This is a genomic window from Microvirga terrae, from assembly GCF_013307435.2.
In the GTDB taxonomy this organism is placed as follows: Bacteria; Pseudomonadota; Alphaproteobacteria; order Rhizobiales; family Beijerinckiaceae; genus Microvirga; species Microvirga terrae.
The window spans coordinates 4,423,214-4,436,117 of the sequence record NZ_CP102845.1 but is presented as its reverse complement, the minus strand read 5'-3'; the positions used below and the strand labels follow the sequence as shown (position 1 = coordinate 4,436,117).

At 62.8% G+C, this 12,904-nt stretch carries 12 protein-coding genes; 8 read left to right on the top strand and 4 right to left on the bottom strand.

Features of this window, described 5'->3' with window-relative positions:
• From HPT29_RS20870 to HPT29_RS20855, 4 genes are all read right to left on the bottom strand, one after another.
• Complete coding sequence (locus tag HPT29_RS20870; protein WP_173947122.1) at positions 1–1,110, bottom strand: ABC transporter ATP-binding protein; 1,110 nt, start codon at positions 1,108–1,110, stop codon at positions 1–3.
• Entirely contained in the window at positions 1,107–3,296 is a 2,190-nt protein-coding gene (locus tag HPT29_RS20865) for an ABC transporter permease (RefSeq protein ID WP_173947123.1), read from the bottom strand. Before HPT29_RS20865 ends, HPT29_RS20870 begins: the two co-directional genes overlap by 4 nt.
• A gap of 109 nt (positions 3,297–3,405) precedes the next feature.
• On the bottom strand, positions 3,406–4,452 hold the full coding sequence (locus HPT29_RS20860; RefSeq protein WP_173947124.1) for an ABC transporter substrate-binding protein: 1,047 nt from the start codon (positions 4,450–4,452) through the stop codon (positions 3,406–3,408).
• Positions 4,453–4,572: 120 nt separating this feature from the next.
• Positions 4,573–5,346 (bottom strand): inositol monophosphatase family protein, encoded by a 774-nt coding sequence (locus tag HPT29_RS20855; RefSeq protein WP_247654507.1) that lies wholly within the window; start codon positions 5,344–5,346, stop codon positions 4,573–4,575.
• 208 nt (positions 5,347–5,554) lie between these two features.
• Between HPT29_RS20855 and HPT29_RS20850 the strand changes: the two genes are divergently transcribed.
• The 8 genes from HPT29_RS20850 to HPT29_RS20815 all read left to right on the top strand — a co-directional run bounded on the left by HPT29_RS20850 (position 5,555) and on the right by HPT29_RS20815 (position 12,869).
• A complete protein-coding gene (locus tag HPT29_RS20850; RefSeq protein ID WP_173947126.1) occupies positions 5,555–6,001 on the top strand; it encodes an NUDIX hydrolase in 447 nt (148 codons plus the stop codon).
• A 114-nt stretch (positions 6,002–6,115) separates the two neighbouring features.
• Positions 6,116–7,288 (top strand): zinc-dependent alcohol dehydrogenase, encoded by a 1,173-nt coding sequence (locus HPT29_RS20845; RefSeq protein WP_173947127.1) that lies wholly within the window; start codon positions 6,116–6,118, stop codon positions 7,286–7,288.
• Between the two features lie 11 nt (positions 7,289–7,299).
• Complete coding sequence (locus HPT29_RS20840) at positions 7,300–7,875, top strand: cyclase dehydrase (protein ID WP_173947128.1); 576 nt, start codon at positions 7,300–7,302, stop codon at positions 7,873–7,875.
• A gap of 9 nt (positions 7,876–7,884) precedes the next feature.
• Complete coding sequence (locus tag HPT29_RS20835; protein ID WP_173947129.1) at positions 7,885–8,334, top strand: DUF488 domain-containing protein; 450 nt, start codon at positions 7,885–7,887, stop codon at positions 8,332–8,334.
• Positions 8,335–8,375: 41 nt separating this feature from the next.
• The gene (locus HPT29_RS20830; protein ID WP_173947130.1) at positions 8,376–8,918 is read left to right on the top strand and encodes an MOSC domain-containing protein; all 543 of its coding nucleotides are present in this window, start codon (positions 8,376–8,378) and stop codon (positions 8,916–8,918) included.
• A 301-nt stretch (positions 8,919–9,219) separates the two neighbouring features.
• Positions 9,220–11,031 (top strand): ABC transporter ATP-binding protein, encoded by a 1,812-nt coding sequence (locus HPT29_RS20825; RefSeq protein ID WP_173947131.1) that lies wholly within the window; start codon positions 9,220–9,222, stop codon positions 11,029–11,031.
• A gap of 42 nt (positions 11,032–11,073) precedes the next feature.
• Positions 11,074–11,571 (top strand): GAF domain-containing protein, encoded by a 498-nt coding sequence (locus HPT29_RS20820; RefSeq protein ID WP_173947132.1) that lies wholly within the window; start codon positions 11,074–11,076, stop codon positions 11,569–11,571.
• A gap of 8 nt (positions 11,572–11,579) precedes the next feature.
• Positions 11,580–12,869 carry an NAD(P)/FAD-dependent oxidoreductase gene (locus tag HPT29_RS20815; protein ID WP_173947133.1) on the top strand — a complete coding sequence of 430 codons (1,290 nt, stop codon included), beginning with the start codon at positions 11,580–11,582 and terminating at the stop codon, positions 12,867–12,869.
• The last annotated feature ends 35 nt before the right edge of the window (positions 12,870–12,904 follow it).

The window sequence follows — 12,904 nt, the reverse complement described above, 5'->3', positions numbered from 1 at the left end:
TTACGAGTTCGGGATGACGGCAAGGCCGCGCTGTGCCGTGAAGGCGACCGACACCGGTGTGCCCGGCGCGATTGGCTCCTTGCGCCCGTACTGGACCACGAACAGATTCCCGATCGGGCTCTCCACTTCGTATTCCACCTGCGTGCCGAGATAGGACGCCTTGCGAACCGTGCCGGACAGGGGGCCGGTCATGGCCTCATCGAGCAGGATCGCATCAGGCCGGACGGCGAGTTTGACCGAACCCAGACCAGAATTTCTATGCGGGAGCTGAAGAAGGACATTGCCGACATTCACCTGCGCGGTGGGCCCGATGACGTCCACAACCTCACCTGGGATGATGTTGGCGTCGCCGATGAAATCGGCGACGAACAGGTTCGCCGGTTCTTCGTAGAGCTGGCGCGGCGTTCCGGTCTGGGCGATCCGGGCATTCGACATAACGATGATGTGGTCGGAGACGGCAAGCGCCTCCTCCTGATCGTGCGTCACATAGGCCACGGTGAGGTTGAGGCTCTGCTGAAGCTCGCGGATATCTTCGCGCACGCGCCGGCGCAGCTTGGCGTCGAGGTTCGACAGAGGCTCGTCGAAAAGCAGAACCTGCGGCTCGAGAACGAGCGCCCGGGCGACCGCCACCCGCTGCTGCTGCCCGCCGGAGAGTTCGGAGGGAGCGCGCTTCTCAAGACCCTTGAGGCCGATCAGCGCGAGCTTCTCCATGGCCATCTCGATCGCGTTCCTCTTCGGCACTCCCTGGACGGACGGCCCGTAGGCGACGTTCTCCAGCACCGACATGTGAGGAAAGAGCGCGTAGGACTGGAACACCATGCTCACGTCCCGGTCGGCCGCCGACAGGTTCGTCACATCGCGTCCACCGATCAGGATCTGGCCTTCGCTCGCCATCTCGAGCCCCGCGATCATGCGCAGGGTCGTGGTCTTGCCGCAGCCGGACGGGCCGAGAAGGGTCACGAGCTGGCCCGGCTCGATGGTGAAGGAGACGTCGTCCACGGCGGTGACGCTGCCGTAGCGCTTCGTCACATTGCGGAACTGCACCGAGGCAGCCTGCTTCTTCGAGGGTGCCGAGCGGGACAAGGCGTGGATGGAGGATATGTTGTTCATGGGACCGCCTGCACGGCAACGGGAGAGGGAGCAGTGCTCGCACTGCGGCGCCCGAGGCGCCGCTCGCCGACCGCGAGCTGAATCGCCACGATGGCAACCAGCATGACGAGGATAAGCACCGTGGAATAGGCGATTGCGAGGCCGAACTCGCCGGCTTCGACACGACCGACGATATAGGTCGTCGCCATGTTGTACTCGGCCGTGACAAGGAAGATCACGGCGCTGACGGCCGTCATGGCGCGCACGAAGGAATAGACGAGGGACGCAACGATGGCCGGGCGCAGCAATGGCAGAACCACGCGGCGCATGGTGGTTGACGAGCCGGCCCCCAGCGTCAGCGATGCTTCGTCGAGGCTCTTGTCGATCTGGCTCAGGGTCGCGATGCCGGAGCGGACGCCGACCGGCATGTTGCGGAACACGAAGCACATGACGAGGATGAACCCGGTTCCGGTGATTTCGATCGGCGGCACGTTGAAGGCGAGGATGTAGGACACGCCGACGACCGTGCCGGGGATGGCGAAGCTCAGCAGCGTGCCGAATTCGAAAGCGCGCTGCCCGGAGAAGCGCTGGCGCGTGAGCAGATAAGCGGTGAGCAGGCCGATGGCGGCCGTGAGCGGTGCCGAGAGCGCAGCCACTTTCACGGTGGCGAAAAACGAGTCCCAGGCTGAGCCGGAGAAGTAGAGTCCCGAGCCAGAGCTCTCCACCCGGAATGCCGTGAGGAAATGCTCGAAGGTCGGCGTGTAGTCGCGGCCCATGGACCGCACGAAGGCGCCGACCAGGATGATCGCATAAACGGCAACGGTGAAGATCGCCCAGGGCAATGCGGTGAGATAGGAGGCCAGCGCGACCCGCCGTGGAAGGGGCAGGGGGATGCCGGCATCGCCCTTGCCGGTGACGGTCGTGTAGACCTTCTTGCCGAGCCAGGCGTGCTGGAGCCAGAAGGCCCCGAGAGTGAAGGCGAGCAGGATGATGGACAAGACAGCCGCGCGGCCCTGGTCCTGCTGCGCACCGACGACGGCAAAGAAGATCTTGGTCGAAAGCACCTCGTAGTTTCCGCCGAGCACCAGCGGGTTGCCGAAATCGGCCAGGCTCTCCACGAACCCGAGGAGGAAGGCGTTGGCGAGCCCCGGACGCATGAGGGGGAGCGTCACGGTCCAGAAGGTCGTCCAGCTCTTCGCGCGCAGGGTCTGCGAGGCCTCCTCGAGCGTCGGGCTGATGCCTTGCACGACGCCGATCAGGACGAGGAATGCAATTGGCGTGAAGGCGAGAAGCTGCGCGATCAGCACGCCGGGCAATCCGTAGATCCAGCGTGACCGCGGCACGCCGAACCAGTCCCACAGGACGGCCGACAGCGCGCCTGAGCGGCCGAAAAGCAGGATCAGGGCGAGGCCGATCACGAAGGGGGGCGTGATGATGGGCAGAACGCTCATCACGCGGAGGAGCTTCTTGAAGCGGAAATCCGTGCGCGTGGCAATCAGCGCGAAGGCAAGGCCGAGAGCGGTGGTGCCGACGCCTACGAGAAGGCCCAGGAACAGGGTGTTCCAGGCGACGCCGCAGCGCAGATCACCTGACAGGCAGTCGAGCCCCCAGATCGATCGATCCAGGAACTTCACCAGGAATTCGTACGGGGCGAAGTTGCCGTCGTTGTCCGCAAAGGCACTCGCAAGAATGGTGGTGACCGGGAAGAAGACGAACACGATGATCAGCGCAATGACGACACCGATCGATGAGGTGACGAATGCATCGCCCCGGCACCAGCCGCGTGCTGCAAGGCCATGACAGAGTATGATGAGGAAGGCGGTCGCGGTGAGAGCCGCGCCATAGCCCATCCCGGCCTGGCTCGGTCCAGGTAAGCCGAAGAGGCCCTTCAGGATGTCGAGCGTCCAGCCATTGAGACCGATGGCGAAGCCCTGAAGGATGAAGAGCGCGAGGCCCAGAAGCCCGGACGCGATGAGCCAGCCACCGTTGGCTTGCGCCAAGGGGCGGATCACGGGAATAAGGCCCAGACACAAGGGTATCAGGATCGGCAGAAGCCACCACGCGCCCTTGATGCCGTGGATCAAAGCCGACCCGCCGACGAAATAATCCGCAAGGGTCGGGACGACCGTGCGGTCGAAGCCGTACCAGGGCAGGAGGGCAAAGCCGACCCAGCCCAGAACGATCCAGCCAAGGGTTGCCCGTGACATCTTCTGTTCTCGCTTCAAGGCCGATGCTGAACTCGGCCCCCATGATCACAACAGTAATGGATTCTGGCGAAGCAGAGTCCCACTTCGCCAGAAACTGCTTCAAGTCCGCCTATTTCGGCAGGTTCTTGACCTCGTTGTCCCACTTGGACAGGAGGCGCTTGCGCTCGGCCGAAGATCCATACTTCGCGAAATCGAAGTTGATCAGCTTGATGTCGGCGAGCTTGGGAGCCTGTGGCGGAACCGGAGTGCTCTTGTTCGACGGCACCTGATAGGACTTGGCTTCCGCACCGAGCTTCTGGGCATCCGCGGTGAGCGCCCAATCATAGAACTTCTTGGCGTTGTCCAGGTTCTTGGCTCCCTTGATGATCGACATGGAGCCGATTTCGTAGCCAGTACCTTCGCATGGGGCGACCACCTTCACGGGCGCCTTGTCCACCACCATCGTGACGATGTCGTGCATGAAGGCGATACCCGCGGTCGTCTCACCGAGTGCCATGGCCTTGGCCGGAGCAGCGCCCGACTTGGTATATTGATTGACATTCTTGTGCAGGGCTTTCAGGTACTCGAAGCCTTTGTCCTCGCCCATGATCTGAACGATGGTTGCGAGCAATGTATAAGCGGTGCCCGAGGAGTTCGGATCCGCCACCTGCACCTCGTCCTTCAATTCGGGCTTCAGCAGATCCGCCCAGCATTTCGGCTCGCCGATCTTGTTTGATTGCGCGAGTTCCGTGTTGTAGCCGAAGCCGAGAGCGCCGGAATAGATGCCGACCGTGCGCCCCTTGGACTGCTCCCACTGGCGCACGGCCCAGTCCTGCAACTCGCCCATTTTCGGCGACTTGTACTCGTCCGTAATGCCTTCTTCGGCAGCCTGCATATGCGGGTCGCCCGTGCCGCCCCACCAGATATCCGCGCGGGGATTGGCGGCCTCGGCCTTGACTTGGGCGTAGACCTCGCCCGCACTCTTACGAGTCATGGAGACCTTGATGCCCGTCTCACGCTCGAAAGCGGTCGTCATGGCGCGGCACCATTCCTCCTGCACGCCGCAATACATGACCAGCGCGCCCTGGGCCTGAGCCGTTCCTGCGGACATGAAGGACAGGGCCGTCACGGTCCCTGCCAGCATGGTTGCCGCAACGAGATTCTTCTTTGCGCTCATTCTATCCTCCCGTGATGTCGTTCTTGTTATTGGTTGGTCGGCTAAGCTCCCTCCATTGTGGCGGCGGGTCAAGTGCCTGGCCGGCGCTCCAAATCTGAATCTTTAGAATAAGATGCGGTCTCAGGGCTCCTTCGCGATCCCTGTCGCCTCTGTGAGAGCAGCGGCCAGTCCGGGCGTGCAGGCCAGAACGGGATTGCCTTTCCTGAGGCCATCCTTGGCCAGGAAGTTGTTGGTCCAGCCGCCGGCCTCTTCGATGATCAAGAGGCCCGCCAAGGCATCCCAGGAATTGATGTGGAGTTCGCAATAGGCGTCGATACGCCCGTCCGCTACGTAAGCAAGGCCCAGCGTGCCCGACCCGGCACGGCGCACGTTGGCGCCGGCCGTCTTGAGCTTGTCCACCACGGCGATATAGGGCTCGGGCGGCAGGCGTGGCGACCAGCCTGCCTCCACGGTGGCCTGTTTCATGTCTTCGAGTCCGCTGACGCGGATCGTCTCTCCGTTGAGGATGGCACCCCGCCCCCGCTGGGCCGTGTAGAGCTCGGCATGCATCACGTCGTAGATCACCCCGATCTCGACCCGGTTCTCGCGCACGAAGGCGATGGAGATGGCGAAGTGAGGGATCCCGCGGGCGAAATTCGCCGTGCCGTCGATGGGGTCGACCACCCAGACATCTCGCTCGAAGGAGCCGCCGCCTTCCTCGCCGAAGAAGGAATCGCCCGGGAACAGCTCGCTCAGGCGGCCGCGGATCAGTTCCTCCACCTCCGCGTCGGTCGCGGTCAGGAAGTCCTGCGGACCCTTGAAGTCCGGCCGTTGCGAACGCGGCCTTTCCAGGAAGCGCTTACGGGCCAGTACGCCGGCCTCGCGGGCGATGGCGCAGGCTGCGGCGAATCTCATGTCCAGGCTCTCAGTCGTCATCACGGTGGGCGTCCTTCTGGATCAAAATGGAGGCTTCCATTGTTATGAGGCGGTCATGAAGCTTTGAGAGGATAGAGAATCGTATGAGGCCGGAGGCGTTCTCGGCAGCTTTCGACTTTACCCTTTCTTAGCCGGCTCAAATCATCTACGTTACAAGTTATCCCATTAGGAGTCCTACTCTCGTCGAATGCCCCAGACCCCAAAAGAAGAACTCAGCCAGGTTGCGGCACTCCCTTTCCGGATCAAGAACGGCAAGCTCGAGGTCCTTCTCGTCACATCCCGTGAGACCAAGCGCTGGCTGATTCCGAAAGGCTGGCCCATGAAGGGCAAGAAGCCCCACAAGGCCGCCGCCCAGGAGGCGGAGGAGGAGGCTGGCGTCAAGGGCGAGATCAAGAACACGCCTCTCGGCTCCTATGATTACTGGAAGCGTCGGGCTGCTCACTTCGACCTGTGCCGCGTCAACGTCTATCCGCTCGAGGTTTCCAAGCAGCTCAAGTCCTGGCGCGAGAAGGGGCAGCGGAAATCTCAGTGGTTTCCGGTCGAGGAGGCCGCCCATCAGGTTCTGGAACCGGCACTCGCCGATCTGATCCTAAGCCTGCCCGAGCACGTTCTCGATATCGTTTCTACGGAATAGTGAGCAGTTTTCGGCTCGCTTCAGGGAACGCAACGCTCCTCAAGAAGTCTTTCCTGTGACGAAGGCGGTCGAGCGGCGGAGCTTGGCCATTTGCAGGCATCTGAGGAGAATTCGATGAAGGCGCTCGTTTGGCATGGCACCACCGACATCCGTTGCGATTCAGTCCCCGATCCACAGATCGAGCACCCGCGCGACGCGATCATCAAGGTGACGAGCTGCGCCATCTGCGGCTCGGATCTTCATCTCTACGATCACTTCATGCCCGGAATGAAGTCCGGCGACATCATGGGGCATGAAACCATGGGTGAGGTCGTCGAAGTCGGAGCCGAGTCGAAAGGCAGGCTCAAGGTTGGCGACCGCGTGGTGATCCCGTTCACCATCATCTGCGGCGAGTGCGATCAGTGCAAGCGCGGCAATTTCTCGGTCTGCGAACGGACGAACCGCAACGGGCATATTGCCGCGAAGGCCTTCGGCCATACGACGGCGGGGCTCTTCGGCTACACGCATCTGACCGGCGGTTATCCCGGCGGGCAGGCCGAGTACCTGCGCGTGCCCTTCGCCGATGCAACCCATATCAAGGTGCCGGACGGTATTCCCGACGAGAAGCTCCTCTTCCTCAGCGACATCTTTCCCACCGGATGGCAGGCGGCGGTTCAGTGCGACATCCAGCCGACCGACACGGTGGCGATCTGGGGATGCGGCCCGGTTGGGCAGATGACGATCCGCAGCGCGATCCTGCTCGGGGCGAAGCAGGTCATCGCCATCGACCGGGTCCCCGAGCGTCTCGCGATGGCGGAGGCCGGAGGCGCCATCACGATCAATTTCGACGAGGAGAGCGTGATCGAACGGCTCAATGAACTCACCAATGGCCGTGGACCGGAGAAGTGCATCGACGCTGTCGGAATGGAGGCGCATGCGACCGCGACGATCGATTCGATGTACGACCGGGTGAAGCAGGCAACGATGATGGAGACGGATCGTCCCCATGTGCTGCGCGAGATGGCCTATGTCTGCCGCCCGGCCGGAACCCTCTCGATTCCTGGCGTCTATGGCGGCCTGCTCGATAAGATTCCCTTCGGGGCGATCATGAACAAGGGGCTGACCATCCGCACCGGCCAGACGCATGTGAACCGCTGGACGGACGACCTCCTGCGTCGGATCGAGGATGGCCAGATCGATCCGTCCTTCGTTATCACGCATACGGTGTCCCTCGACGAAGGGCCCGACATGTACAAAGTCTTCCGCGACAAGCAGGACGGCTGCATCAAGGTCGTCATCAAACCCTGATAGGTGAGATCATGCGTTACGAAACCGAAAGAACGCGCCGTCGTGGTCATGCCGACACGGCAACCGATACTCTCGCCCGTGGGCTCGGGCTGTTCTCCATTGCTCTTGGAATCGCTGAAATCGCCGCGCCTCGGGCCTTGGCGCGAGCGTTGGGCATGAAGGGGCAGGAGGGTCTGATTGCCGGCTATGGCCTTCGTGAGATCGCGACCGGCATCGGCATTCTGGCATCGAAGGACCCGACACCGTGGATCTGGGGGCGGGTCGCGGGTGACGGGCTCGACTTGGCGACCCTGGCGACCGCACTCGAAGGCAACAACCCGAAGAAGGGCAATGTCGGGATTGCCATGGCGGCTGTGGCGGGCGTGACGGCCCTCGATGTGTATTGCGCCCAGACCCTCAGTCGCGAAAGCCCCCATCCGCTGCCGCCGATGCAGGATTACTCCAGCCGCACGGGCTATCCCCGGGGGATCGAGCAGAGCCACGGGGCGGCGCGAGACTTTGAGGTGCCGCGCGACTTCCGCACGCCTGAAGCGCTGCGGCCCTACACGCAACCTGAGGCGCCTCGACATCCGCAACCGTCCATGTAACCTAACGGCATGGACAGGCCGCAGATATTTACGATCGGGTACGAGGGAGCGGACGTGGACCGCTTCCTCACGACTTTGAAGGATGCTGGCGTCGCGGTTCTCGCGGATGTGCGTGCCGTCGCGCTCTCGCGCAAGCGTGGGTTCTCGAAATCGGCCCTGCGTGATGCCCTGGCGGGCCAGGATATCGGCTACCAGCATTTCATCAGGCTCGGGACGCCGAAGGCGGGGCGACAGGCGGCGCGAGCCGGTGACGGCGAACTGATGCGCCGGATCTATTGCGACGAGGTTCTGGCCACGGGGCCGGCCCAGGAATCCCTCCAGGAACTCGAAGCCCTGGCGCTGACACGCCCGATCTGCCTGCTCTGCTTCGAGCGCGATCCCGCCAATTGCCACCGCCGGGTGTTGGCGCAGCACTTGGCCGAAAAGGGATTCGAAACGGTGGATCTGGCAGTTCTCTGACGCTACAAGGGAGAAATACTCCCTTGCGGCTGAGACACCCGATGCATGCATTCGTTACCGCCGTCAGTGCGAGTCCTAGCCACAGCTTCAGCAAGCCCAATCAGGATGTCATTCGTCTCCTGGCAGGTCTAGGGGTCGAGGGTGATGCGCATCTCGGCACGACGGTCAAGCATCGCTCTCGGGTGGCCAAGGACCCCAACCAGCCGAACCTGCGGCAGGTTCACCTGATCCATGCCGAGCTGCACGACGAGTTGCGTGAGGCAGGGTTCGACGTCCGTGCGGGCGATATGGGCGAGAATGTCACGACGCGTGGCATCGACCTTCTCGGCTTGCCGACGGGCGCGCGACTGCTCATCGGCGATAGAGCCGTGATCGAGGTCACAGGGCTGCGAAACCCTTGTGTGCAGATTGATCGCTTCCAAAAAGGCCTCATGAAGGCTGTCCTCGGCAGGGACGCGCATGGAAATCTCGTCCGAAAATCCGGCATCATGGGGGTTGTCGTCGATGATGGCGAGGTAAGAGCGGGGGATGCCGTTCGACTGGAACTGCCGTCCGGGCCCTATCGGCCGCTCGAAGTCGTATGAAGGTCCAGATCATCCTGCAACAAAACTGCGGTTGCCAAGTTGAAGGAACTGGACTACTTTGAGTCTAGGTTTAATTTCTAGAGAGGGAGGACTGCATGGCTTCTATGTGCTTGCTGAACGTTCCTCCCGCGTCCGAACTTTAGGTCGGATCAGGCGGGGCTCCAAGGCCCGGCAAACCTTACCAAGCTATCACGTGTGATGATCTTCGAGCGGCATCGGACGCCGTAAGCCGGCGTTTCTACGGTCGCTCTTCACTCTTCCGGGGAGAGGTGCGTGCTCCGAGCGCCGCCTGTTCGCTTCCATGAACCAGTCGAAGAAAAGCGGGGACGCCACCCGCGATGTCCTGAAATTCACGTTCCGCCACTGGCGTGAAGAGCCGCGCTATGTGGTGCTCATCATGGTGACCATGATGGTGTCGACCTTGGCCGACGTGTTCATGCCCGTCTTCGCGGGGCGGCTCGTCGATGCCATCGCGACGGGCAGCAGCGACCGCGAGGCTGCCCTGCATGCGGCGCTTGTCGCCTTCGCGTTCATGACCGGCCTCGGCCTGCTCATGATCGTCATGCGTCATCTGGCCTTCTACGGCATCGTGGAGCTCACGCTGCGGGTGATGGGACGCGTCGCGCAGGATGCGTTCGCACGTGTGCAGCGGTTCTCGACCGACTGGCACGCCAACTCCTTCGCCGGCTCCACCGTGCGCAAGATCACGCGCGGCATGTGGGCGCTCGACCTGATGCACGATACGCTCCTGCTGGCCCTATTGCCTTCTCTCACGGTGCTGGCGGGTTCGATGATCATCCTGGGCCTGCGCTGGCCGGTGATGGGGCTCGTCATCGGAGTGAGCGCGCTGGCCTACATCGTCATGACCGGCTTCCTGGCGACCCTCTATGTCGCGCCTGCGGCCCGGTTGGCGAATGCGTGGGACACCCGTGTCGGCGGCACTCTGGCGGATGCTTTGAGCTGCAACCCGGTGGTCAAAGCGTTCGGTGCCGAGATACGCGAGGACGGGCGCCTCACCTGGGTGCTGGGAAAGTGGCAGACCCGCACCCGGCGCGTCTGGCAGCGGGGCACCAACAGCGGCACGGTGCAGTTCATCGCGCTGCTCGGCATTCGCGCCGCCATCATCGGAACGGCCATCTGGCTATGGTGGCAGGATCGCGCGACGCCGGGTGATCTCGCTTACGTGCTCACAACGTACTTCGTGATCCACGGATACCTGCGCGATGTCGGCATGCACATCAACAACCTGCGCCGTTCCGTGAATGACATGGAGGAACTCGTCGAGATCCATCGAGAGACCATCGGTGTGCCGGACCATGCCAGCGCGAGGCCGATCCACATCTCCCGTGGCGAAGTCGCGTTCGAGCGTGTCACGTTCCATTATGTCGGACACGAGACGCCGCTCTATCGGGATCTGTCGTTGATGATCCGAGCAGGCGAGCGTGTCGGCCTCGTGGGGCCGTCGGGCTCCGGCAAAACCACCCTCGTCAAGCTGATCCAGCGTCTCTACGACGTGACAGGTGGGCAGATCCTGATCGACGGGCAGAACATCGCTCAGGCCGAGCAGGCGTCCCTGCGTTCGCAGATTGCGATCGTGCAGCAGGAACCGATCCTGTTCCATCGCACCCTGGCCGAGAACATCGCCTACGGGCGGCCCGGCGCTTCGATGGCCGACATCGAGCAGGCGGCGCGTCTCGCCAATGCGCATGAGTTCATCATGAGTCTGCCCAAAGGCTACTCTACGCTCGTGGGTGAGCGCGGCGTGAAGCTCTCGGGCGGCGAGCGGCAGCGGGTCGCCATCGCGCGCGCTTTCCTGGCGGATGCGCCCATTCTGATCCTGGACGAGGCGACCTCGGCCCTTGACTCGGAATCGGAGGTGCTGATCCAGCAGGCCATGGAACGGCTCATGGTGGGGCGCACCTCCGTAGTGATCGCACACAGGCTGTCCACGGTGCGGGCTCTCGACCGCATTCTCGTGTTCGACCGGGGGCGGATCGTGGAGGAGGGGGACCACCTCACGCTTTACAGAAAAGGCGGCCTCTACCGCCGCCTGTGCGACCACCAGGGTCTGGACCTCGCAAAAGGGGCTAGGTCCGATATGGCCGCAGAATAGGACGTCTGGACAAAATTCTTTGAAAATCCTAAGGAAATTGCCATGTTCGAAGTCAAAGATATTCCGGTCTCCGACAGCAAGCGGGACTTTTACGCTTCCCTCGCTCAGCAACTCTCCGGGCTTCTGGCGGGTGAGCCGGACGCGATCGCGAATGCCGCCAACATGTCGGCGTTGATCTACCAGTTCCTGCCGGACCTGAACTGGGCGGGCTTCTATTTCATGCGTGGATCGGAACTCGTTCTCGGGCCGTTCCAGGGCAAGACGGCCTGCGTGCGGATCGCGGTCGGCCGCGGCGTCTGCGGCGCAGCGGTTGAGCGCAAGGAACCCATCGTGGTGCCGGATGTGCATGCCTTCCCGGGCCATATCGCCTGCGACAGTGCCTCGCGCTCCGAGCTCGTCGTGCCTCTCACCAAGGACGGAAAGGTTCTGGGTGTGCTCGATCTCGACAGCCCCAGCCCGAACCGGTTCGATGAAGAGGACCGTCAGGGCTGCGAGATGCTGGTTGAGATCTATCTCAATGCTTCCGACCTCACGCTTTAGCCCGACGCATGCTGCCAGCCCATGTCGACACCTATTACAGCCGCACGGCCGCCATATCGGAAACCTATCCGGAGGCTGCGGGCCGCATGGAGGCAGATGTCTGCATCATCGGCGGCGGCCTGGCCGGCCTCACCGCGGCACTGAAGCTCGCGCGCACCGGACGGAGCGTCGTTCTGCTCGAAGCCCGTCGTGTCGCCTGGGGCGCCTCTGGCCGTAACGGCGGCTTCGTCTCCGCAGGCTATGCGACCGGCCTTTCCTCCATCGAGCGGCGCGTAGGATCCGATCACGCGCGGGAGCTGTTCCGGCTTTCCATGGAAGGCGTGGACATCGTGCGCAGCGAAATCGACGAACTCGGCATCAAGGACGCTCATCCGGTGCCGGGAATCGCAAAAGTCCTGCGCTATGACTCGCGGGGAGCCTTGCAGGCGGCCAGTGAAAGCCAGCAGCGCGAGTTCGGTCAGACGCTGCGCTACTTGCCGCGGGCTGAGGTGAGAGAGTTGCTCGCCTCGCCCAGATACCACGAGGCCGTTCTGGATGAAGATGCTTTTCACTTCCATCCCTTGAACTACGGGAGTGCGCTGGCGCGCGAAGCGATGCGGCTGGGCGCAGCCATTCACGAGCACTCGCCCGTGACGTCGGCAGATCTTGAGGGACCCCGCAAGATCGTCCGCACGACGGGCGCGGAGATTTCCGCCGAGCACGTGGTCTTTGCAACGGGCGGCTATACGGATGACGTGCTGCCCGCCCTCAAACGCGCATTCCTGCCGATTGCCACTTATGTTCTGCTGACCGAGTCGTCGCCGGATCTGGTCCAGGGAGCCATTCGCATGCAGGCGGCGATTCTCGATGATCGTCGGGCAGGGGATTACTATCGTCGGGTCGATGGGGGGAGCCGAATTCTGTGGGGCGGACGAATCACCACCCGAACGACCGATCCGCGCAACATCGCGTCTCTGCTCAGACGGGAGATGGTGACGACTTATCCGCAACTCTCTGATTTGAAGGTAGAGGTCGCCTGGTCGGGTCTCATGTCGTACGCCCGACACCTGATGCCGCAGATCGGGTCATGGAAGCCAGGCGTCTGGTACTGCACGGCTTTCGGCGGTCACGGTATGAACACCACGGCGATCGGCGGTACGGTGGTCGCAGAAGGCATTACGGGCGAGAGCGACCGTTACCGTCTCTTCGCGCCCTTCGGTCTGACGTGGAATGGCGGCATCATCGGTCGTGCCGCCGCCCAGCTCACCTACTGGAGCTATCAAGTCGCCGATGCGGCCAGGGAGTTCCGCTCCCGCTAAGTTGCGGATACAAGATCACATCTTGGCAGCGGATG

What these genes read in the sequence shown, in the direction of transcription:
- HPT29_RS20850 (WP_173947126.1), top strand. Translation starts at nt 5,555, where the DNA reads ATGCCCCAGACCCCAAAAGAAGAACTCAGCCAGGTTGCGGCACTCCCT.
- HPT29_RS20835 (WP_173947129.1), top strand. Translation starts at nt 7,885, where the DNA reads ATGGACAGGCCGCAGATATTTACGATCGGGTACGAGGGAGCGGACGTG.
- HPT29_RS20860 (WP_173947124.1), bottom strand. Translation starts at nt 4,452, where the DNA reads ATGAGCGCAAAGAAGAATCTCGTTGCGGCAACCATGCTGGCAGGGACC.
- HPT29_RS20870 (WP_173947122.1), bottom strand. Translation starts at nt 1,110, where the DNA reads ATGAACAACATATCCTCCATCCACGCCTTGTCCCGCTCGGCACCCTCG.
- HPT29_RS20845 (WP_173947127.1), top strand. Translation starts at nt 6,116, where the DNA reads ATGAAGGCGCTCGTTTGGCATGGCACCACCGACATCCGTTGCGATTCA.
- HPT29_RS20825 (WP_173947131.1), top strand. Translation starts at nt 9,220, where the DNA reads ATGAACCAGTCGAAGAAAAGCGGGGACGCCACCCGCGATGTCCTGAAA.
- HPT29_RS20820 (WP_173947132.1), top strand. Translation starts at nt 11,074, where the DNA reads ATGTTCGAAGTCAAAGATATTCCGGTCTCCGACAGCAAGCGGGACTTT.
- HPT29_RS20840 (WP_173947128.1), top strand. Translation starts at nt 7,300, where the DNA reads ATGCGTTACGAAACCGAAAGAACGCGCCGTCGTGGTCATGCCGACACG.
- HPT29_RS20865 (WP_173947123.1), bottom strand. Translation starts at nt 3,296, where the DNA reads ATGTCACGGGCAACCCTTGGCTGGATCGTTCTGGGCTGGGTCGGCTTT.
- HPT29_RS20815 (WP_173947133.1), top strand. Translation starts at nt 11,580, where the DNA reads ATGCTGCCAGCCCATGTCGACACCTATTACAGCCGCACGGCCGCCATA.
- HPT29_RS20830 (WP_173947130.1), top strand. Translation starts at nt 8,376, where the DNA reads ATGCATGCATTCGTTACCGCCGTCAGTGCGAGTCCTAGCCACAGCTTC.
- HPT29_RS20855 (WP_247654507.1), bottom strand. Translation starts at nt 5,346, where the DNA reads ATGAGATTCGCCGCAGCCTGCGCCATCGCCCGCGAGGCCGGCGTACTG.